Genomic DNA, 19,752 nt, shown 5'->3' on the forward strand with positions numbered 1-19,752 from the left:
TTAAGAACTTTTTCAGAACGATACCATGACTTTCGGCTGAGCCTGGCGCCGATATCAACCGCCCCGATCGCAGGGCATCCATCCCCCCACGAATTTCAGTCGCGAGATCAAGCAGGTGCGACCTCATCCCGCGTGGTCGCAACGCCAACCACCGATGCCGCACGTCGCGGCATCGGTGGCGACAATGGCGTATCGGTGGTGACCACCACCCCGTCGGCGCGTCGTCCCCTCAGGCCGCAGCCAGCGCCGGCTGCGTCGGCCGCCGGCCGATCATCAGCGACAGCATGGCTGCGACGATGCCGGTTGCGCCGGCGATCATGAAGGCTTGCAGATAATCGCCCTGCGACGAGCGCATGAAGCCGGCGAAGAAGGCGGCGCAGGCAGCACCGAGCTGATGGCCGGCGACCACCCAGCCGAAGATCAGCGGCGCGTTCTTGTCGCCGAACGCCTCGTTGGCGATGCGCACGGTCGGCGGCACGGTGGCGATCCAGTCGAGGCCGTAGAACACCGCGAACACCGACAGGCTGACGAACGAGAAGTCCGAATAGGGCAGATAGATCAGCGACAGCCCGCGCAGGCCGTAATAGAAGAACAGGAGCTTGCGCGGATCGAAGCGGTCGGTGAGCCAGCCCGACAGCGTGGTGCCGAACAGGTCGAAGAAGCCCATCAGTGCCAGCAGGCTTGCGGCCTGCACCTCGAAGATCCCATGGTCGCCGCAGAACGCGATCAGATGGGTGCCGACCAGGCCGTTGGTGGTGAAGCCGCAGATGAAGAAGGTCGCGAACAGGAACCAGAAGGTCTGCGTCTTCGCCGCGCGGACCAGGTTGCCGATCGCGGCGACGAACGGATTGCCCTGCGCAGGCGCCGCGGGCTGATCGTCTTGCGTGCTGCCATAGGAGCGCAGGCCGATCGAGGCCGGCCGCTCCGGCACCAGAAAATACACCAGCGGGATCAGCGCCGCGCAACATGCGGCAACCGTCAGCACCACCGGCTTCCAGCCGCCATATTCGACCAGCGATGCCAGGCCCGGCATGAAGATCAGCGTGCCGGTGGCGGTGCTCGCGGTCAAAAGTCCCATGACCAGGCCGCGATTGGTGGTGAACCAGCGGTTGACGATGGTGGCGCCGAGCACGTTGGCGACCGCGCCCGAGCCGATGCCGGAGAGCAGCCCCCAGCTCATGAACAATTGCCACGGCGCGGTCATGAAATAGCTCATAGCCGTCGAGACCGACATCAGCGCCAGCGCGCCCAGCACCGTGCGGCGGATGCCGACGCGCTGCATCACGGCCGCGGCGAACGGGCCCGCGAGGCCATAGAGGAAGATGCCGACGGCGGCCGACGAGGAGATCACGCTGACGTCCCAGCCGAACGCCTTTTGCAAGGGCAGCATCAGCACGCCCGGCGTCGCGCGCAGTCCCGCCGAGGCGAGCAGTGCCAGAAAGATCACGGCAACGACCACGAAAGCGTATTTTGGGCCGAACGGCCGCCGGGAGACGGGGGAGGATTGAACGGAGGCAGGTTGAACCGAGGAAGGGGGCATGTTACTTACCGGTACGTATTGCGATGCGGTATTAGTACGTACCGGTCAGTAACATTGTCAAGCCCGTATCGGAGGCAACGGAAGCCCGATGAAGAAGAAAGTCGAGATGCCTGCGCAGGCGCCGCTCCGGGCCGCCGACCGGATCCGCGCCTCTGCCAGCGAACTGTTCTACCGCGAGGGCATCCGCGCCGTCGGCGTCGACGAGGTGGTGGACCGCGCCGGCGTGACAAAACCCAGCCTCTATCGCAGCTTCGCCTCGAAGGACGATCTCGCCGCGGCCTATTTGCGCGACTACGATCTGAGCTTCTGGGAAAATTTCGAGCGCCCCGGCGGCAAGACCTACAGCAATGCGCGCGACCATGTGCTCGCCTATATCGGCCAGCTCGCGCCGCGCGCGGTAGCGAAGGGCTATCGCGGCTGCGGCCTCAGCAACGCCGCGGTGGAATATCCCTCGCGCGACAATCCCGCGCGCCAGGTCGCCGAAGCGCACAAGAAGGTCTTCCGCAAGCGCCTGCGCGAGCTCGCAGCCAATATGGGCGCGCGGCAGCCGAACGTGCTCGGCGATGCGCTCCTGCTCCTGATCGAAGGCATCTACGTCACCGGCCAGCAATCGGAAGACGGCCCGGCGCAGTCGGCGCTCGCGACGGCGAAGCTGCTGATCGATGCGAGTGTGAAAGCGGGGTGAGGGGCTTGGCTATCTCGGAAGCGAAAAGCGTGGCGTGCAGCTCGCCTGCGGCCATCCTTCGAGACGCCCGCCTCCGGCGGGCCCTCAGGATGAGGTCACGTTTTTGCGGCGAGATATGAGACCCTCATGGTGAGGAGCCCGCCAAAGCGGGCGTCTCGAACCATGCAGGCCCATCTCTTCCGGCGATCTCCAAGGTGAGCCGGTGATCCCGCGCGTCAGCGTCGGCCGCGGTGTTTGCTTCTTCGCGCAAGACCGCATCATCGAATTGTCACCGCCCTGTCATTCGCGCTCTATTGATTGCGGCTCCCTTCGCCGCGCATTCGTAGAGGCTGACATGCATCTGACTGAGACAATTTCGTCCAACCGCCGGTCGATCCTGAGGGGCCTCGCGGCCGCAGCCGTCACTTCGCTCACGGCACCGGCCTTGGCAGCGGAGAGCCTGCCGGCGCAGCCGACCGGAACGGCCGCCGCAATCGCCACCGACAAGGCCTATTGGGCAGCCGTGAAGGGGCTCTATGCCGTGACGCCCGATGTCGTCAATTTCGAGAACGGCTATTGGGGCATCATGCCTGAGCCGGTGAGGCGCGAGTTCATCCGCCAGTCCGACATGATCAATTATCAGAACACGTTCTACGCGCGGCAGCGCGCGGGCGCCGACTTCGAGGCCGTGCGCGCCAAAGTGGCGGAGGCGGTCGGTGCTGCGCCCGACGAGATCGCGCTCACCCGCGGCGCGACCGAAGCGCTGCAACTCCTCATCGGCGGCTACAACAGGCTGAAGCCTGGCGACGGCGTGCTCTATGCCGACCTCGACTATGACTCGATGCAATATGCGATGAACGCGCTCAAGGCGCGCCGCGGCGTCGACGTGGTCAAGTTCGACATACCGGAGCCTGCCACCCGCCAGGCGGTGCTCGATGCCTATGCGCGCGCGATCGAGGCGAACCCGAAGACGAGACTTCTCCTGCTGACCCATGTCAGCCATCGCACTGGCTTCGTCATGCCGATCGCCGAGATCGCCCGCATGGCGAAGGCCCGGGGCATCGACACCATCGTCGATGCGGCGCATTCCTGGGGACAGATCGATTTTCGCGTGGGTGACCTCGAGGCCGATTTCGTCGGCTTCAATCTGCACAAATGGATCGGCGCGCCGATCGGGGTGGGCTTCCTCTACATCAGGAAGGACCGCCTCGCCGACATCGATCGCGATCTGGGCGACGAGGATTTTGCGGAGACCGATATCCGCTCGCGGGTTCATACCGGCACGGTCAATTTTGCAACGGTGCTGACGGTGCCGATGGCCGTGGCGCTGCATCAGCAGATTGGCGCTGCGGCAAAGCAGGCCCGCCTCCGCTATTTGCGCGACTACTGGGTGAGCCGCGCCCGCGGCTTCAGGGATCTCGAGATCCTGACGCCGGATGAGGTCGGCTCCTATGGCGCGATCACGTCCTTCCGTCTCGCCGGCAAGACCAGCAAGGCCGACAACGAGGCGATCGTGGTGAAGCTCCGGGACAGTCACAAGGTCATGACGGTGCGCCGCGCCGGTGTCGCCAAGGGCCAATGCATCCGTGTGACCCCGGCACTCTTTACCGACGAGGCCGATCTCGACCGCCTCGTCGAGGCGCTGGCCGTCGTCACTGGGACGAAGACGGGATGAGCCTGTGCGAGGCGGGCGTCAACCGCGCTTGACGGATTGGATCAGGTCCGAGCGGTTGCCACAGAGATCCTCGAACACCGCCACGACGCCATAGGCCTCCTGCCGCGGCGGCCGAACGAAGCGGACGCCGGCGGCGATCATGCGCGCATGATCGCGCTCGAAATCATCCGTCTCCAGGAACAGGAAGACGCGCCCGCCGGTCTGGTCGCCAATGCGCGCCGTCTGCGCCGGACCGTCCGCCCGCGCCAGCAGCAGGCCGGAGCCCGAATGGCCCCGCGGCCGCACGACCACCCAGCGCTTGCCGCCGCCGAGCGGCGTGTCCTCGCAGAGCTCGAAATTCAGAGCGCGGGTGAAGAAGGCGATCGCTTTGTCGTAGTCCGCGACCACGAGACTGACGAGGGACAGATGCTGATTCATCGCGCAACCCGGCGAATGGCGGCAAGCTCGCCGTCAGGAGGACGAGGATAGCATGACGTCGGCCAGTTCATGCCGCCGATCTTCGTCCTCGTGGCTGCGGCGGCGCGATCAGCGCCTCCGCGGGAATTCGGAGCGAAGCGGACGAATCATTTTCTTCCATGAGACGGTCTCCGGATCGATGCGATCATATTCAGCGTGAGCGCCAATGAACTTCACCGGCAGGCGGAACGCCACCTTGAGCCTCAGCTGCCCATTTTATCGGCCCGCGGTCTGGTCTATCTCTGTCACTCCGATGCCCCGCGCAAGGAGACAGATTCGTGCTCGACCATATTCTCAGGTTCATGACGCTCGGGACGGTGATCGTCGGCATGACGGCGATCTACGTCGCGCTCCACACCAACAACCGGCGTCTGGGTGCGGACATCTTCCTGCGATATTCCGACCGGGTCTCGGACCTGCGGCGCCGCCTTCCGGTCACGGCATTCCTGGAGCGGGAGGCTGTCGGCGACATCGAGCTGACAGCGCAAGAGCGGCAGGCCGTTCACGAGATCATCCACTCGATCTTCGAGCTCTACGAGCTCAAGGTGCACGGCTACTTTCCGCCGGCGATCTGGAAAATCAGGGAGCCGGATATCGAAAGGCTGCTGTCGCTGCCCGTCTTTCAGCAGGAACTGGCAAGCTTCGAGGGCCGGTATGCGAGCCATCCGCGTTTGGTGGCCTGGCTCGAGAAGATCAGGGGACAGTGAGATATGGCCCTGAGCCGACGGCTGTACGCAAACATCGAATCAGGCTGCCGACAGGCGCACACGGAACTTGCTGCCGGTAGCCTCGGCATAGCGCAAAAGCGTCTTGGTGCTCGGCAGCGTCTGACCGCTTTCAAGTCGGGCAATCGTCGACTGGCTGGTGCCCATTCGGGTCGCCAATTCGGACTGTGAGAAGCCTGCCCGCAAGCGAGCCCTGAGCAGTTCGGCGGCGATCTCGAATTCTGGCGCGAGGGTGTTATACTCGGCCTTGACCTTTGGGTTGGCTAGAAGGCGAGCCTTGAGCTTCTCAAACGGGATTGTCATGTGACTTCCTTTCCAATTGCGCACAATCGCGCATGACAAAATCAATCGGTTGCTCGAACGAGATTGTCATGTGATCTCATCGGCTCTCCGTAACGCGAGCTCGATCTCGGCTCGTGGGGTCTTTTGCGTCTTCTTTATGAACGCGCGTACGACCACGACTCTTCGGCCGATCGCGGTGACGTAGAGGCGCGAGCAATTCCGTCACGTCCCGTCAGCCGCAACTCCCACAGCTTCCCCTCAAGGTGCTTGACGTGCGGTTCTCCCAGGCTTTCCAGCCCAGCGCAAATCTTTGAGAGGGGTAGCGGTTCTCGCGAATGGGCCGAACACGCACAGCAGTACCGCCTCACCGCCACCCCAGCGCCGGCGCCACATGTGTCAGGATCGCCTCGATCGCATGTGCGCAATAGGCGACGCCAAGCTGGTTCGGAATCGTCAACAGCAGCGTGTCCGCCTCGGCAATCGCCTCGTCCTGCCGCAGCTGTTCGATCAGCACATCCGGTTCTGCCGCATAGGAGCGGCCGAAGATCGCCCGCGTGCGCGGGTCGATGAAGCCGATCTGGTCTTCGCCGCCGCGCTCGCCACCGAAATAAGCGCGGTCGCGATCGTCCATCAGCGCGAAGATGCTGCGGCTGACGGAGACGCGCGGCTCGCGGCTGTGGCCGGCTTCCTTCCACGCCGCGCGATAAGCGCGGATTTGCGCCGCCTGCTGTACGTGAAAAGCCTCGCCGGTCTCGTCGTTCTTCAGCGTCGAGCTCTGCAAATTCATGCCGTGCTTTGCCGCCCACACCGCCGTCGCGTTCGAGCCGGCGCCCCACCAGATCCGTTCGCGCAGGCCTGCCGCATGCGGTTCGAGGCGCAGCAGCCCCGGCGGATTCGGAAACATCGGCTGCGGATTGGGCTCGGCAAAACCCTCGCCGCGCAAGATGTCGAGAAACACTTCCGCGTGGCGGCGGCCCATGTCGGCGTCGCTCTCGCCCTCGGCCGGCCGATAACCAAAATAGCGCCAGCCATCGATTACCTGCTCGGGCGAGCCGCGGCTGATGCCGAGCTGGAGCCGCCCGCCGGCGATGAGATCGGCGCTCCCTGCGTCCTCCGCCATGTAGAGCGGGTTCTCGTAGCGCATGTCGATCACGGCCGTGCCGATCTCGATCGTGCTTGTCCTGGCGCCGACGGCGGCGAGCAGCGGAAAGGGCGAGGCCAGCTGTCGCGCGAAATGGTGGACGCGGTAATAGGCGCCGTCGAGGCCGAGCTGCTCGGCCGCCACCGCAAGCTCGATCGACTGCAGCAGCGTGTCGCCAGCCGAGCGGGTCTGCGATTGCGGCGAGGGTGTCCAATGTCCGAAGGACAGGAATCCGAGTTTTTTCATGGGGGCTCATCTATGAATGATCGAGAGAGGTTAGTCCGCTGGGATTTTGACGAGGCGATAATTTTGGCTATAATCTAGCCAAAATGCCTTTCGATATCATCCTTGCTCCAGAAGCGGTGGAAGATCTCAGGCGCTTCAAGGCGCATGTTCGGGCAGCAGTTCGTACAGCGTTAGAAGCGCATTTGAGGCACGAGCCCGAGAAAATCAGCCGCAGCCGGATCAAGAAGTTGCGAGGAGTGCGTCGGCCTCAATACAGACTGCGCGTGGACGATGTCCGGGTGTTCTATGATATTTCCGGCACGACCGTCGAAATCCTGGCGATCGTTGCCAAATCGGAGGCCGAGTCATGGCTCGCACAGTTCGGAAGTCCGGAGTGAAGGAGGTCCCCCTCTCCGAGGTGAAGGACGATCTGTCCCGCTACCTCCGTGAGGCTGAGACGCAGGAGATCGTCATCACGCGTCACGGCAAGCCGGCAGGCGTGCTGATTGGGTTCGAATCGGAGGAGGACTGGTTCGAATACCGCTTGGAGCGCGATCCTCGCTTCCTGCAACGCATTGAACAGGCGCGGAACAGCCTGCGCGCGGGACGTGGCGTGAAGCTCGAGGATATCGATTCCGAGTAGCGGCGAGGGGTGCCGACCCCATGGGCCCGATGATGTCACCATGCGCCTGTTTTGCCCGACGGGTCAACGGGCGCGGAAGTGCGCCTAAACCATTGATTCCGCTCATGCCGCTACTGTGCATGGGGTTGTTTTCGACTTTTTTGTTTGAGGGGTGCAAAAATATCGGGGCTGGACCTGGTCCGGCGCTCGCCGTTTCATCAATCCATTTTCAGGAGGCGCATATGCCGGTTTACAACGTGGTCAGGTTCAAGGTGAAGCCGGGTGAGGAAGCCGCCTTCCTCGACGCGCATCGCGACGGCAAGGCCAAATGGCCGGGCCTGGAGCACGGCGTCATCGTCAAGACCGGCGAGCAGACCTTCTGCCTGATCGGCACATGGTCCAGTCAGGACGCGATGGTCGCGGCGCGATCCGCGATGATCAAGACCCTCGACAGTTTCAGGTCCGTGCTCGAGGACCAGGGCGGCGGACGTGGCGTCACGGATGCCGTGTCGGGGGCGGTCGTGCTCGAACTCTAGGGGGCGATCGGCGGGCGTTTACTTCATCACCCGCAGGCCCTTGGTCGTGAACCGCTGCGTCTTGCCGCCGGGGCGAACGGGACGCCTGGTGCCGGCGGCCTTGCCGGTGCCGGGCGGCTGGTGGGCGGGCACGAGCTGGTGGGGTTGCGAGCCGATCAGGTCGCGGCGACCCATCTCGATCAAGGCCTCGCGCAGCACCGGCCAATTATCAGGGTCGTGGTAGCGCAGGAACGCCTTGTGCAGGCGGCGCTGGCGCAGGCCCTTGATCGCCTCGACCTTGTCGCTGCCGCCGTGGCGCACGCCGCGCAGCGGATTGACGCCGGTGTGGTACATCGCGGTTGCCGTTGCCATCGGCGAGGGCAGGAAGGTCTGCACCTGATCGGCGCGGTAGCGGTTCTTCTTCAGCCAGAGCGCGAGGTTCATCATGTCCTCGTCGGTCGTGCCCGGATGCGCCGCGATGAAATACGGGATCAGGTAATATTTCTTGCCGGCCTGCTCAGCCGCCGCATCGAACATCCGCTTGAACTTGTCATAGGCGCCGATGCCCGGCTTCATCATCTTGTCGAGCGGGCCGCGCTCGGTATGCTCGGGCGCGATCTTGAGGTAGCCGCCGACGTGATGGGTGACGAGCTCCTTGATGTATTCGGGGCTCTCGACCGCGAGGTCGTAGCGCACGCCGGAGGCGACCATCACCTTCTTGATGCCCTTGGTCTCGCGCACCTTGCGATAGAGCCGGATCAGATCGTCATGCGAGGTGTTGAGATTCGGGCAGATCTCGGGGAAGACGCAGGACGGCCGCCGGCACGCGGCCTCCACCTTCGGGTCCTTGCACGCCATCCGATACATGTTGGCGGTCGGGCCGCCGATGTCGGAGATCACGCCGGTGAAGCCCGGCGTCTTGTCGCGGATCTTTTCGATCTCGCGCAGAATAGAACCCTCGGAGCGGTTCTGGATGATGCGGCCTTCGTGCTCGGTGATCGAGCAGAAGGTGCAGCCGCCAAAGCAGCCGCGCATGATCGTGACCGAGAACTTGATCATGTCCCAGGCGGGGATTTTGGCCTCGCCATAGGACGGATGCGGCGCGCGCGCATAGGGCAGGTCGTAGACCGCGTCCATCTCGTCGCTGGTCAGCGGGATCGGCGGCGGGTTGAGCCAGAGATCGCGGTCGCCATGACGCTGCACCAGCGGCCGCGCATTGCCGGGGTTGCTCTCCCGGTGCAGCACGCGTGACGCGCGGGCATAGGCTTCCTTGTCCTGCTCGACCTGCTCCAGCGCCGGCAGACGGATCACGGTCGCGCCCTTCTGGCGTGTCGCGCCCTCGTCGGCGGAGTCGAGATCGTCGGCGTGCAGCTCCGCATAGTCCTCGGGCACGCGGCGGAACAGTGCGACGCCTCTGATGTCGTCGAGCTCGCGCGGGGCCTCTCCCGCTGCGAGCCGCTGCGCCACCTCGACCACGGCGCGCTCGGCATTGCCGTAAAGCAAGAGGTCCGCTTTGGCGTCGGCCAGCACCGAGCGGCGCACCTTGTCGGACCAGTAATCGTAATGCGCGATCCGGCGCAGCGAGGCCTCGATGCCGCCGAGCACGATCGGCACATCCTTGAACGCCTCGCGGCAGCGCTGGGCATAGACGATGGTGCAGCGGTCCGGCCGCTTGCCGCCTTCGCCGCCGGCCGTATAGGCGTCATCATGGCGCAGGCGGCGGTCGGCGGTGTAGCGGTTCACCATGGAATCCATGTTGCCGCCGGTGACGCCGAAAAACACCTTTGGCTTGCCCAGCGCCCTGAACGGCTCAGCCGAGTGCCAGTCCGGCTGGGCGATGATGCCGACCCGAAAACCCTGCGCCTCCAGCAGCCGGCCGATGATCGCCATGCCGAAGCTCGGATGGTCGACATAGGCATCGCCCGTCACCAGCACGATGTCGCAGGCGTCCCAACCGAGCGTGTCCATCTCGGCGCGGCTCATGGGAAGGAACGGCGCCGGCTTGCGCGGCCGGGCCTGGGCCATCAGGGGCTTTTCGGCTGCGATGATTTGGGTGTCCATGGGGCCTACGCATAGGACTCCGCGCCCCCGAATACAACCGACGGGCGCGTGAAAGATTGCGGTTCCGGGGCCGTTCGGCACCCCGGCCGGTCTGTGACGCAGTCCACATACGGCCCGCTGCCTGTCATGTCATCCTCTCACCCGTATTGAGGGAGAGATCCATGATCCTGGTCGACCTGTTGCTGATCCTGGTGATGATATTTTTCCTGTTTCTGCCGGCCACCGATCGCCGGACGGTGCGGATGAGGCTCGCCATGCTCTGCATGCTGCTGGCGGTGTTCTCGGTCTCCGTCTCCCGCACCCATGTCGAGCCGGTGGCGTTCCCAAGGATCGCTGCGACGCGTTGAGCCGCAGGAACCATCCGCCGTCGCGAACATTCTGAATATAGGTTCGCAGCGAGCCTGGCTCGCGCTCGCCTCGGCGATGGGGGACTTGTGAGTACGGTCATAGAGAATTTGCTCACCCGGAAGCAGAAGCTGGTCGAGCAGCTCGAGAGGACGCAATCGGTCGAGGAGCGCGACAGGATCGAGCACCAGCTCGAGCAGATCAACACCGCGCTGGACTTTCTGGACAGGCCCGGGTCGAAGGACGCGCGCTAGCAGCGCTCAGTCGGCCTTGATCGCGCGCGCATAGACCACACCCGAATTGGTGATGTGCGTCGTCATCAGCGCCTCGAAGGCGGCGAACTCGCCGCGCGCGAACAGATCGAGCAGCTTGCGGTGCTCGTCGAAGGACGTGCGGGTGCGCACGTCGATCGGCGAGGTCAAATTGGTGCGGAGCGCCGCGACACGCCCCGAGACCAGCTGGTAGGATTCGGCGAGATAGCGATTGCCGCAATGGGTGAACAGCGCCTCGTGAAAGGCGGCATCGGCGCGGCCATAGGCGATGTTGTCCCGGTCGCTGACCGCCGGCTCCATCGCGGCGATCGCATCGCTCATCGTCGCGACAGCGCCGTCGCGATCGTGGCGAAAGGCGAGCTCGGCCGCCTTGGGCTCGAGCGCGATCCTGAAGGTGCAAAGCGCAGTGATGTCGTCCGCGCTCGGGGTGAAGACAAAACTGCCGACCTGCGGCCTGATCACCACGAGCCCCTGCGCCTGCAACTGCCCCATCGCCTCGCGCACCGGCGTGCGGCTGACGCCGAACGAGTTCGCGACCATTTCCTCGGAGATCGCAGCCCCCAGCGCGAACTCTCCGTCGATGATGGCCTGGCGCAGCCGCAGCATCACCCGCTGCGACAGCGATTTCGGCGTCTCGAGCTTGAGCGATCGCATGGGCTCTCAGATCACCTTGCCGGGATTGAGCAGATGGTCGGGATCGAGCGCCGCCTTCAGCGTCCGCATCAGTGCGATCTCGGCCTCGCTGCGGGCGTGGCCCAGCCACTTCTTCTTCAGCGTGCCGATGCCGTGCTCGGCGGACACACTGCCGCCCATCTCGCGGACGAGGCCGTAGATGATCGCGTCCATCTCCTCTTTCGGCTGCTGCTCGACAGCGAGGCCCGTGACCCAGGAGACCAGATGCAGATTGCCGTCGCCGATATGGCCGTAATAGACGCTCTCGCATCCCTTGATGCCGGAGGCGAGCGCAGCCTTGCATCGCGTGACGAAATCGTCCATCCGCGCCACCGCGAGGCCGATGTCGTAGGAGATGTGCGGCCCCAGCACCTGGCCGAACTCGGCGCAGATGTCGCGCACGCTCCAGAAGCTTTGCGTCTGCGCCAGCGACTGCGCCACGGCGGCGTCGACCAGCAGCCCGCGCTCCATCAATTCTTCGAGCCAGGCCTGGAAACGCGGCGCATCGAGGCTCTCGTCGGTGCCCTGCGCCTCGACCAGCACGTAGAGGCTGTCGCCTGCGGCCACCGGCGGCTTCACGCCGGCGCGCGTCGTGATCACGTCCCAATAATCCGGCCACATCACCTCGAACGCCGAGAGCAGCGGGCCGAGGCCGCTGCGTGCGGCATCGAGCAGCGCGATCACCGCGTCATAGTCCTTCAGCGCGCAGAGCGCGGCCATGGTCGAGCGCGGCTTTGGAAACAACCGCAGCACCACGCGGGTGATGATGCCGAGCGTACCTTCCGAGCCGATGAAGAGGTGCTTCAGATCGTAGCCCGCGTTGTTCTTCATCAGCTTGTTCAGATTGGTGATGATGGTGCCATCGGGCAGCACCACCTCCAGGCCGAGCACCAGCTCGCGCGTCATGCCATAGCGGATCACGCGATTGCCGCCGGCATTGGTGGAGAGGTTGCCGCCGATCGCGCAGGAGCCGCGCGAGCCGAGATCGAGCGGAAAGAAGAAGCCGGCCTCGTCGGCAGCTTTTTGAATCGTCTCGAGCGGCGTGCCGGCCTTTACCGTCATCGTCGCCGACGCGCGATCGATCTCCTCGATGCCGCTCATGCGCTCGAGCGAGATCGCGACCCAGCCTGCGTCCGGCGAGGCGCCGCGGCAGAGCCCGGTCAAGCCGCCCTGCGGCACGAACGGGATCCGCGCCTGTCGGCAGGTTGCGATCGCCTCGGCAACACCTTGCGCATCGAGCGGACGGATCACCGCGCGCGGCGTCTGCGGCAGGCTCGCGCTCCAGTCGTTGCCATTGCGTGCCGGCACGTCAGAGCCGGTCAGCACCGCGGCCGCGCCGAGCTTGTCGCGCAAGCGCCCGAGCAATCGGTCGGGATCTCCGGCGGGGGTCACCATGTCCATGTGAGACCTCTTGCTTAGCGAGGGAATTGCATCAGTCTTGTATGTAAGGTACAACACAAAAAGTAAAGCAAAAACAGGAGTTCAATTGGCCCAGAAGATCGTTATGGGTCAATGGCTTATTCGGGAAGCCGCAACAATGGGTGGTGTCATGACGGAGGCAATTCGCGGGTTCTGGGTGGCATCGGCGACACCGCTGACCCCGGACGGCAGCGTGGATTCCGCGAAGCTCGCTGCCCACGCCAAGAAGCTCTTCAGCAAGGGTGTCGACGGCGTCGTGCTGTTCGGCACCACCGGCGAGGGCACCTCCTTCAACGTGGCCGAACGCCTTGCGACTATCGAAGCGCTGCTTAAAGCCGACGTTGCTGCGGAGCGCATCGGCATCGGCGGCGGCTTTCCCGCCGTCAGCGACAGCATCGCGCTCACGCGCGCGGTGTTGGGCCTGGGCCTGCACCACGTCTTGGTGCTGCCGCCCTACTTTGACCGCAGCGTCACGCCCGAGGGCATCGAGGACGCGTTCGCTGCGATCCTCGACGGCGTCGCCGACGATCGCCTGCGCGCCTACCTCTATCACATTCCGCAGATCTCGGGCGTCGCGATCCCGACCAATGTCGCCTCGAGCTTGCGCAAGCGCTACGGCAAGACAGTCGCGGGATTGAAAGACTCCAGCGGCGACTTCAAGCAGTTTTTGGCGTTCCGCGCCGCCGCGCCCGAGCTCGCCATCACCGTCGGCAACGAGGCCGACATTGCGCGTGCGATCGCCGCAGGCGGCGCCGGCACCATCTGCGGCATGGCCAACATCGCGCCGGAACTGGTCAAGGCCATGATCGACGGCAAGGATGTCGAAGCGCGCATGCAGGCCGCGGTCGACATCGTGGTGAAGTCGCCTTCCTTCCTCGCGACGCTGAAGGCCATTCTCGCGGCGCGGACGGGTGACGCCAGCTGGTTGCGCGTGCGGCCGCCGCTGCGCGCCTTGTCTGATGGCACTGCGCTCAAGCTGAAGCTCGACGAATTGATGAGCCCCGTGATCGCTTGAAGTCTCAGCGCTGCTGCGACACGTTGCCGCGAATTCGCGTGCAGCGTGTCGCAATCTTCGCGGCGTCAATCGTTGATTGCCGTTGTTTGTGGGTCCGCGCTTAGAACGATTCAACACTAGAGCAATTCAAGCCCGCTTGCGGTTCTCTTCACTCCTGGCGGCTGCTAGATGCGCCAGCATCAATGCAGCGTCTGACTTGGAAGTGAATCGAAAGTGCGTGCCCCCGTGGATGGCCAGCGCGTCAGCGGCCATCGTTCTCGTGTCGGCAAGAGCCGTGCAGGTCTTCTCCTCGGCGCAGCCGTGCTGCTCGCCGAAAGCCCCTTCAACAGCACGATCGCGCAGATGCCATCGGCGCTGCCGCCGGTGACGGTGGATGCGCCGGCGCAGCGGCCGAAACCGGCGCGGGCGTCGGGATCATCGCAGCGGCGCACGCAGGCGGCTGCACGCCAACGCCAGCAGAATACTGCGGCCACGGCGGCCCCGACGCCGTCGGAACGCGCGGCGGCTGAAGCCGTAGCCCAACAGGCGGCAAAGCTCGGCTATCGCGCGATGCCGAGCGCGACGACGTTGCGCTCGGGCGCCTCGCCGCTCGACACATCACAGTCCGTCAACGTCGTGCCTGCGCAGGTCCTGAAGGACCAGCTGCCGCGCAACATCGACGACGCGCTGGTCAACATCAGCGGCATCACCCAGACCAATACGCTCGCCGGCACCCAGGATGCGGTGATCCGCCGCGGCTTCGGCGACAATCGCGACGGCTCGATCATGCGCAACGGCATGCCGCTGGTGCAGGGCCGCAGCCTGAACGCCGCTGTCGACAGCGTCGAGGTGCTGAAAGGACCGGCCTCGCTGCTCTACGGCATCATGGATCCCGGCGGCATCGTCAACACCATCAGCAAGCGCCCCGAGCTCTACCAGCACGGTTCGGTCACGCTGCTCGGCTCGACCTATGCCAACAACCGCAACGGTGCTGACGGTACGCTCGACGTCACCGGTCCGATCGGCGATGGCGGCCTCGCCTATCGTTTCATCGGCTACGGCGTCAGCGAGGACTATTGGCGCAATTTCGGCCGTCACCGCGAAATGCTGGTGAACCCGTCGCTCGCCTGGTACGGCGAGACGACGACGGTCCAGCTCACCTATGAGCACCGCGAGTTCATCTATCCGTTCGACCGCGGCACCGCCTTCGTCAACGGCGCGCCGCTCGCGATCCCGAAGACGCGTCGGCTCGACGAGCCCTTCAACAACATGTGGGGCACTTCCGACCTGGTGCAGGGCTCGATCGAGCAGAAGCTCAACGACAATTGGAAGGTCACGGCGGCCTACAGCTACAACACCGAGACCTACAGCGCCAACCAGCTCCGCATCACCGGCGTCAACGCCGCGACCGGCGTCGAGACCCGCAGCAACGACGGTACCCAGAATTCGCTGAGCAACGCCAGCTACGGCACCTCCTATATGCAGGGTGATGTCTGGGTCGGCGGCTTCCGCAACGAGACCCTGTTCGGAGGCGAGGCGCTGTATCGCACGATCGATCGTCACGACCTGATCCGTCAGGCGACGCCGAGCTTCAACTTCTATAATCCGGTCTACGGATTGGTCATTCCGGGTGCGACCGTTTCGGCAACTGACAGCGAGCAGACCGACAAGCTCGGCACCCGCGGCTTCTTCGCCCAGGACACGTTCCATCTGACCAACTGGCTGTCCGTGGTTGGCGGCGTGCGCTGGATGCAATACGAGCAGCTCGCCGGCAAGGGTCGGCCCATCTTCATCACCAACACCAATCTGTCGGGCGACAAGGTGCTGCCGCTCGGTGGCGTCATCGTCAAGCTGAGCGACGAGCTCTCCTATTACGTGAGCTATACGCAGTCGCTGAAGCCGACCTCGACGATTGCCGCCTTCACCAGCGGCTTCGTCGTCGACTCTGCCATCGCGCCCGAGGAAGGCACGCAGTGGGAGACCGGCCTGAAGTTCGATGTCAACAAGCGGTTGTCGGGCACGCTGGCGGTCTACGACATCCAGAAGAAGAACGTGCTAGTGCTGGATGACCTCGGCAACAACAAGTTGACCGGGCGCGCATCTGGTGCCGCGCGGTCGCGTGGCGTTGAGTTGGACGTCACCGGCAGGCTGACGGATGAATGGAGCATGATCGGTAGCTACGGCTATACCGACGCGCGCCTGATCAACGACCCCGTCGTCGGGAACGCCAAGCTGTTGAACGCCGCGATGAACACGGCCTCGCTCTATCTGGTCTACGATTTCGGCGACCGGCTCCCGGGACGTCTGCGGCTCGGCGGCGGCGCGCATTATGTCGGCGACCGGCCGGGCGACTCCGCCAACACGTTCTTCATGCCGGCCTATACCGTCGCGGACATCTTTGCGACCTACGACACCAAGGTCGACCAGGTGCCGGTGACCTACCAGTTCAATGTCAAGAACCTGTTCGACAAGCTCTATTATACGTCCACCACCGGAAGCCCGTTGGCCGTCGCGATCGGTGATGGCCGGCGCATCTCCCTGTCGGCGACGGTGAAGTTCTAGCGATGAGGGCGCGGCGCAAAGCCATCGCGGTCCTGGTCGCGCTGGCGTCCGCTTGTCTTGCCGTTTCAGGCGAGGTCTGCGCCGAAGAGATCACGCTGTATTCGACCAGAGAGGCTGCTCTGGTCGAGCCCGTGGTTGCGTCTTTCACTGAAGCCAGCGGCATCAAGGTGAACGTGGTTTTCGTCGAGGACAGTCTCGTCAAGCGGCTCGTATCGGAAGGCGAGACCTCTCCAGCGGACGTGTTGCTGACAATCGGACTGGACAAGACGACGCAGCTCCCGAGCCGTGCCCTAACGCAGGCTTTTGCGTCGCCGACCATCGAGCAGGCCATTCCGGCAAATCTGCGAAGCGCCGGTGCGCAATGGCTTGCGCTCGCCGCCCGCCCGCGTGTCGTCTTCGCGCACAAGGACAATGCGTTGGCAGCGATCGACTATGAAGATCTCGCCGATCCCAGATGGCGCGGCAAGCTTTGCATGCGTTCGATCCTGCATCAGAACAACGTCGCCATGGTCGCGGCCTATCTCACGCATCACGGCGAGGCGGCGACGGAAACCTGGCTCGCCGGCCTGAAAGCCAATCTTGCCCACAAGCCATCCGGCAAGGACAACGACGTGATCCGCGAGATCGTACAGGGCACGTGCGAGATCGGCATCGGCAACACCGTGGCGCTGGCGCAATTACGCGACGGACGGGAGGGCGCCGATTGGCGCGCCTGGGCGATGGAAGTCAAGGCGGTTCCGACCTCATTCAGGAGCGGCGGTACGCATGTGAACCTCACCGGCGCAGCCATCGCAAAGCACGCGCCGCATCCGGCCGCCGCACGCGGATTCCTCGAGTTCCTCGTCACGCCGGCTGCGCAACGGAGCTTTGCGGCTGCCGAGCTCGAATATCCCGTTCTCGCTACGGCGGAGCGTGCTCCCATCCTCACCGATATCGGCGCGTTCACGTCCGACACGATGCCGATCGATCAGATTGCCGCGCACCAGCAGGCCGCGGTCGCGCTCATTAAGAAGGTTGGCCTCAATGAGTAGACTGGGGCACAAGATCAAAGCAGGCCTGCTTCAGGTTCATTCCATTCTGGGCCTCGTGCTTGCGCTGCTGCTCTGTCTGATCGCGCTGACCGGCGCGATCATGAGTTTCGAGGATGAGATCGTCGATCATCTCAATGCCGGGATCATGCAGGTCGCGCCGCGAACGACGCCGGCGCTGATGCCGGACGAACTGGTCACGCGCCTCAAGGCTGGCGTCGATGTCGGCAAGGTCGCGGCCATGACGCTGTCGAGCGATCCCTCCGCGGCGGTGCATGTCCGCTTCGCGCGCGACGAGCAGGGCGCGCGGCCGTCCTCGCTCTACGTCGATCCCTATGATGCCCATGTGCTCGGCGTGCCACGCGGCGAGGAATTTTTCGCAACCGTCCGCCGATTGCATCGCTGGCTGCTCATTCCCGGCGATGCCAAGGGGTGGGGCCGCCAGATCACCGGCATCGCCGCGCTCGGCCTGATCGTCATGCTGGTCTCGGGCCTGGTGCTGCGCTGGCCGCGCCGCGCTGGCCACGTGAAGATGTGGCTGAAGCCCAATCTCGGGCTCAGCGGCCGCGGGCTGCACCGGTCGCTGCATGCCGTCATCGGCACCTGGGTCCTGCCGATCTATCTGGTGATGACGTTGACGGGACTCTGGTACTCGTTCGACTGGTACAAGGACGGTGTCGTTTGGCTGCTGTCGCGCCCGCAAGTTTCCGCGGCGAAGATGCAGCCGAAACAGCCGCGAGCGGCCGGCCGGCCTGAGCCGGTTCAGGCTGTCGGGTTCGATCGCGCCTGGTCGACCTTGTTGCGCGAAGAGGGCGGCCATTTTTCCCGCGCCTTGCTGACGCTGCCCGGCGGTCCGGGCACGGTGCTGCGCATTCGATCATGGGGCAAGGAGACGACGCTCGACACCACGCGCGACGAATTCCGCATCGATGCGGTCACCGGTCAGATCGTGTCGGCTGATCGCTACGCCGAGAAGACGCTGGGCGAGAAGATCATTGCGAATCTGCTCGACATTCATCGCGGCGCCGTGCTGGGCTGGCCCGGTAAGCTCGCCTTCATGATGGCCGCGGCGCTGATGCCGCTGTTCGCAATCACCGGCGTGCTCCTGTATCTGTCGCGCCGCAAGCTACGGCGTCCCGCGCAACCGGCGCTTGGGCGGCTCGTTCCCGGTGAATGAGACGAGGACTAGCCAAGCCCGCCGCAATCGTTCAAAAGCCCATGGCCTGTCCTTCGTCTAGGTTCACGCCATGAAGCTTCCGAGCGTCGTCACCCCCGCCGATATCCGCCGTGCACTGCTGCTGCGCGAAGAGATCGCGCTGCTTGATCTCAGATACGAGGCGGCCTTCGCCAGCGGCCATCCGCTGTTCGCAGCCAACATGGCCGCAGACCGGATCGCGGTCGAAGCTGAGGTGCGGCTGCCGCGCAAGGACGTGGCGGTCGTGCTCTATGATGATGGTGAGGGACTGGTCGAAGTTGGTGCCGAGCGCCTTGCGGCGCTCGGCTACAGCAATGTATGCGCGCTCGACGGCGGGCTGAAAGCATGGCGCGCTGCGGGCTATGAAGTGTTCGAGGACGTCAATTCCTACTCAAAGGCGTTCGGCGAGCTGGTCGAGGCGCGTCGTCATACGCCCTCATTCAGCGCTGACGAGGTCGCAAAACTGATCGCGGACAAGGCCAACATCGCCATCCTCGATGTCCGCCGCTTCGATGAATATGCGACCATGAACATCCCGGGCTCGGTCAGCGTGCCCGGTGCGGAGCTGGTGCTGCGGGCAGGGAAGGCTGCGCCCGATCCCGACACCACCATCATCGTCAATTGCGCCGGCCGCACCCGTTCGATCATCGGCACCCAGTCGCTGATCAATGCCGGCGTGCCCAACAAGGTGCGTGCACTCCGCAACGGTACGATCGGCTGGACATTGGCGCGGCACACGCTCGCTCACGGCGCCGATCGGCGCGGCGCGATCGGCTCGTTCGAGGGCGGCCCGGCCAATGCGCGCGATGTCGCCTATCGCGCCGGCGTCCGCCACATCGGCGCGAGCGAGATCTCGGCGCTGGTCGCAGAGACCGATCGCACGCTCTACCGTTTTGACGTGCGCGATGCGGAGGCGTATTCCGCCGGCCACCTCCCGGGCTTCCGCCACTATCCCGGCGGCCAGCTCGTCCAGGAGACCGACATGGCCGCGCCGGTGCGCGGCGCGCGTATTGTCCTGACCGACGACAAGGGCGTGCGCGCCGACATGACGGCATCCTGGCTCGCGCAGATGGGCTGGGAGGTCTACGTGCTGGAAGGCGGCTATGACGGCCCCCTCGAGGTTAGCCCACCGCTGGTCCTGCCAAAGCCCGACCCTGCCCACCGCTATCGCCGCCCCTACGAAGGCACCGACGTCACCGAGCGCGCGATGCAGGCCTATCTCGACTGGGAATACGGCCTCGTCGACCAGCTCCGCCGCGACGGCACGCACGGGTTTTATGTGATCTGACTACCGCCAGGCCACGATATCCCCATATCCAAACCCTATTGTGCTGCGCCTCGTCCGCGGTCTATGAGCTG

21 protein-coding genes are annotated in these 19,752 nt (G+C 64.7%); 13 read left to right on the forward strand and 8 right to left on the reverse strand.

The features are described from left to right. Window positions 1-229: 229 nt before the first annotated feature. The gene (locus tag IC761_RS04210; protein ID WP_210338515.1) at window positions 230-1,540 is read right to left on the reverse strand and encodes an MFS transporter; all 1,311 of its coding nucleotides are present in this window, start codon (window positions 1,538-1,540) and stop codon (window positions 230-232) included. 88 nt (window positions 1,541-1,628) lie between these two features. Between IC761_RS04210 and IC761_RS04215 the strand changes: the two genes are divergently transcribed. Both IC761_RS04215 and IC761_RS04220 read left to right on the forward strand, forming a co-directional pair. Beyond that, a complete protein-coding gene (locus IC761_RS04215; RefSeq protein WP_195802043.1) occupies window positions 1,629-2,225 on the forward strand; it encodes a TetR/AcrR family transcriptional regulator in 597 nt (198 codons plus the stop codon). 334 nt (window positions 2,226-2,559) lie between these two features. Further along, complete coding sequence (locus IC761_RS04220) at window positions 2,560-3,879, forward strand: aminotransferase class V-fold PLP-dependent enzyme (RefSeq protein WP_195802044.1); 1,320 nt, start codon at window positions 2,560-2,562, stop codon at window positions 3,877-3,879. An 18-nt stretch (window positions 3,880-3,897) separates the two neighbouring features. Here IC761_RS04220 and IC761_RS04225 read toward each other — a convergent pair whose 3' ends face one another. Beyond that, on the reverse strand, window positions 3,898-4,296 hold the full coding sequence (locus IC761_RS04225) for a VOC family protein (protein ID WP_195802045.1): 399 nt from the start codon (window positions 4,294-4,296) through the stop codon (window positions 3,898-3,900). 317 nt (window positions 4,297-4,613) lie between these two features. On the opposite strand from IC761_RS04225, the gene IC761_RS04230 reads away from it, so the two are divergent. Beyond that, on the forward strand, window positions 4,614-5,042 hold the full coding sequence (locus IC761_RS04230) for a hypothetical protein (protein ID WP_195802046.1): 429 nt from the start codon (window positions 4,614-4,616) through the stop codon (window positions 5,040-5,042). A 39-nt stretch (window positions 5,043-5,081) separates the two neighbouring features. Here the strand turns inward: IC761_RS04230 and IC761_RS04235 are convergent, their stop codons facing one another. The 3 genes from IC761_RS04235 to IC761_RS04245 form a co-directional block, all read right to left on the reverse strand. Beyond that, window positions 5,082-5,363 (reverse strand): helix-turn-helix domain-containing protein, encoded by a 282-nt coding sequence (locus tag IC761_RS04235; protein WP_195802047.1) that lies wholly within the window; start codon window positions 5,361-5,363, stop codon window positions 5,082-5,084. Window positions 5,364-5,429: 66 nt separating this feature from the next. Beyond that, a complete protein-coding gene (locus IC761_RS36135; protein WP_368367089.1) occupies window positions 5,430-5,519 on the reverse strand; it encodes a type II toxin-antitoxin system RelE/ParE family toxin in 90 nt (29 codons plus the stop codon). A 187-nt stretch (window positions 5,520-5,706) separates the two neighbouring features. Next, window positions 5,707-6,729 (reverse strand): LLM class flavin-dependent oxidoreductase, encoded by a 1,023-nt coding sequence (locus IC761_RS04245; protein WP_195802048.1) that lies wholly within the window; start codon window positions 6,727-6,729, stop codon window positions 5,707-5,709. Between the two features lie 83 nt (window positions 6,730-6,812). Between IC761_RS04245 and IC761_RS04250 the strand changes: the two genes are divergently transcribed. The 3 genes from IC761_RS04250 (at window position 6,813) to IC761_RS04260 (ending at window position 7,866) form a co-directional block, all read left to right on the forward strand. Then, window positions 6,813-7,106: a type II toxin-antitoxin system RelE family toxin gene (locus tag IC761_RS04250; protein ID WP_195802049.1), complete on the forward strand. Its 294-nt coding sequence runs from the start codon at window positions 6,813-6,815 to the stop codon at window positions 7,104-7,106. Beyond that, window positions 7,103-7,351: a type II toxin-antitoxin system Phd/YefM family antitoxin gene (locus tag IC761_RS04255; RefSeq protein ID WP_195802050.1), complete on the forward strand. Its 249-nt coding sequence runs from the start codon at window positions 7,103-7,105 to the stop codon at window positions 7,349-7,351. The genes IC761_RS04250 and IC761_RS04255 overlap by 4 nt, the downstream gene beginning before the upstream one ends. A gap of 221 nt (window positions 7,352-7,572) precedes the next feature. Further along, window positions 7,573-7,866: an antibiotic biosynthesis monooxygenase family protein gene (locus IC761_RS04260; RefSeq protein ID WP_195802051.1), complete on the forward strand. Its 294-nt coding sequence runs from the start codon at window positions 7,573-7,575 to the stop codon at window positions 7,864-7,866. Between the two features lie 18 nt (window positions 7,867-7,884). Here IC761_RS04260 and IC761_RS04265 read toward each other — a convergent pair whose 3' ends face one another. Next, window positions 7,885-9,906 (reverse strand): YgiQ family radical SAM protein, encoded by a 2,022-nt coding sequence (locus IC761_RS04265; protein ID WP_195802052.1) that lies wholly within the window; start codon window positions 9,904-9,906, stop codon window positions 7,885-7,887. Window positions 9,907-10,067: 161 nt separating this feature from the next. Here IC761_RS04265 and IC761_RS04270 point away from each other — a divergent pair, with 161 nt between their 5' ends. Together IC761_RS04270 and IC761_RS04275 are read left to right on the forward strand one after the other, a co-directional pair. Continuing rightward, window positions 10,068-10,253, forward strand: coding sequence for a hypothetical protein (locus IC761_RS04270; protein ID WP_195804898.1), 186 nt, complete (start codon window positions 10,068-10,070; stop codon window positions 10,251-10,253). A gap of 87 nt (window positions 10,254-10,340) precedes the next feature. Continuing rightward, window positions 10,341-10,505 carry a hypothetical protein gene (locus tag IC761_RS04275; protein ID WP_195802053.1) on the forward strand — a complete coding sequence of 55 codons (165 nt, stop codon included), beginning with the start codon at window positions 10,341-10,343 and terminating at the stop codon, window positions 10,503-10,505. A gap of 6 nt (window positions 10,506-10,511) precedes the next feature. Here IC761_RS04275 and IC761_RS04280 read toward each other — a convergent pair whose 3' ends face one another. Continuing rightward, window positions 10,512-11,177 (reverse strand): GntR family transcriptional regulator, encoded by a 666-nt coding sequence (locus IC761_RS04280; protein ID WP_195802054.1) that lies wholly within the window; start codon window positions 11,175-11,177, stop codon window positions 10,512-10,514. 6 nt (window positions 11,178-11,183) lie between these two features. Then, window positions 11,184-12,596 carry an FAD-binding oxidoreductase gene (locus IC761_RS04285; RefSeq protein ID WP_195802055.1) on the reverse strand — a complete coding sequence of 471 codons (1,413 nt, stop codon included), beginning with the start codon at window positions 12,594-12,596 and terminating at the stop codon, window positions 11,184-11,186. Window positions 12,597-12,744: 148 nt separating this feature from the next. Here IC761_RS04285 and IC761_RS04290 point away from each other — a divergent pair, with 148 nt between their 5' ends. From IC761_RS04290 to IC761_RS04310, 5 genes are all read left to right on the forward strand, one after another. Next, window positions 12,745-13,629, forward strand: a complete 885-nt coding sequence (locus tag IC761_RS04290) for a dihydrodipicolinate synthase family protein (RefSeq protein WP_195802056.1) — start codon at window positions 12,745-12,747, stop codon at window positions 13,627-13,629. 213 nt (window positions 13,630-13,842) lie between these two features. After that, window positions 13,843-16,170: a TonB-dependent siderophore receptor gene (locus IC761_RS04295; protein WP_195802057.1), complete on the forward strand. Its 2,328-nt coding sequence runs from the start codon at window positions 13,843-13,845 to the stop codon at window positions 16,168-16,170. Window positions 16,171-16,172: 2 nt separating this feature from the next. After that, window positions 16,173-17,201, forward strand: coding sequence for an extracellular solute-binding protein (locus tag IC761_RS04300; RefSeq protein WP_195802058.1), 1,029 nt, complete (start codon window positions 16,173-16,175; stop codon window positions 17,199-17,201). Continuing rightward, the gene (locus IC761_RS04305; RefSeq protein ID WP_195802059.1) at window positions 17,194-18,375 is read left to right on the forward strand and encodes a PepSY-associated TM helix domain-containing protein; all 1,182 of its coding nucleotides are present in this window, start codon (window positions 17,194-17,196) and stop codon (window positions 18,373-18,375) included. The genes IC761_RS04300 and IC761_RS04305 overlap by 8 nt, the downstream gene beginning before the upstream one ends. A gap of 70 nt (window positions 18,376-18,445) precedes the next feature. After that, a complete protein-coding gene (locus tag IC761_RS04310; protein ID WP_195802060.1) occupies window positions 18,446-19,681 on the forward strand; it encodes a rhodanese-like domain-containing protein in 1,236 nt (411 codons plus the stop codon). The last annotated feature ends 71 nt before the right edge of the window (window positions 19,682-19,752 follow it).

The sequence above is a fragment of the Bradyrhizobium commune genome (genome assembly GCF_015624505.1).
GTDB classification, from domain to species: Bacteria; Pseudomonadota; Alphaproteobacteria; order Rhizobiales; family Xanthobacteraceae; genus Bradyrhizobium; species Bradyrhizobium commune.

Excerpts from the sequence above, each read along its gene's own strand:
- IC761_RS04210 (WP_210338515.1), bottom strand. The coding sequence starts at position 1,540 with ATGCCCCCTTCCTCGGTTCAACCTGCCTCCGTTCAATCCTCCCCCGTC.
- IC761_RS04215 (WP_195802043.1), top strand. The coding sequence starts at position 1,629 with ATGAAGAAGAAAGTCGAGATGCCTGCGCAGGCGCCGCTCCGGGCCGCC.
- IC761_RS04220 (WP_195802044.1), top strand. The coding sequence starts at position 2,560 with ATGCATCTGACTGAGACAATTTCGTCCAACCGCCGGTCGATCCTGAGG.
- IC761_RS04225 (WP_195802045.1), bottom strand. The coding sequence starts at position 4,296 with ATGAATCAGCATCTGTCCCTCGTCAGTCTCGTGGTCGCGGACTACGAC.
- IC761_RS04235 (WP_195802047.1), bottom strand. The coding sequence starts at position 5,363 with ATGACAATCCCGTTTGAGAAGCTCAAGGCTCGCCTTCTAGCCAACCCA.
- IC761_RS04245 (WP_195802048.1), bottom strand. The coding sequence starts at position 6,729 with ATGAAAAAACTCGGATTCCTGTCCTTCGGACATTGGACACCCTCGCCG.
- IC761_RS04250 (WP_195802049.1), top strand. The coding sequence starts at position 6,813 with ATGCCTTTCGATATCATCCTTGCTCCAGAAGCGGTGGAAGATCTCAGG.
- IC761_RS04260 (WP_195802051.1), top strand. The coding sequence starts at position 7,573 with ATGCCGGTTTACAACGTGGTCAGGTTCAAGGTGAAGCCGGGTGAGGAA.
- IC761_RS04265 (WP_195802052.1), bottom strand. The coding sequence starts at position 9,906 with ATGGACACCCAAATCATCGCAGCCGAAAAGCCCCTGATGGCCCAGGCC.
- IC761_RS04270 (WP_195804898.1), top strand. The coding sequence starts at position 10,068 with ATGATCCTGGTCGACCTGTTGCTGATCCTGGTGATGATATTTTTCCTG.
- IC761_RS04280 (WP_195802054.1), bottom strand. The coding sequence starts at position 11,177 with ATGCGATCGCTCAAGCTCGAGACGCCGAAATCGCTGTCGCAGCGGGTG.
- IC761_RS04285 (WP_195802055.1), bottom strand. The coding sequence starts at position 12,596 with ATGGACATGGTGACCCCCGCCGGAGATCCCGACCGATTGCTCGGGCGC.
- IC761_RS04290 (WP_195802056.1), top strand. The coding sequence starts at position 12,745 with ATGACGGAGGCAATTCGCGGGTTCTGGGTGGCATCGGCGACACCGCTG.
- IC761_RS04300 (WP_195802058.1), top strand. The coding sequence starts at position 16,173 with ATGAGGGCGCGGCGCAAAGCCATCGCGGTCCTGGTCGCGCTGGCGTCC.
- IC761_RS04305 (WP_195802059.1), top strand. The coding sequence starts at position 17,194 with ATGAGTAGACTGGGGCACAAGATCAAAGCAGGCCTGCTTCAGGTTCAT.
- IC761_RS04310 (WP_195802060.1), top strand. The coding sequence starts at position 18,446 with ATGAAGCTTCCGAGCGTCGTCACCCCCGCCGATATCCGCCGTGCACTG.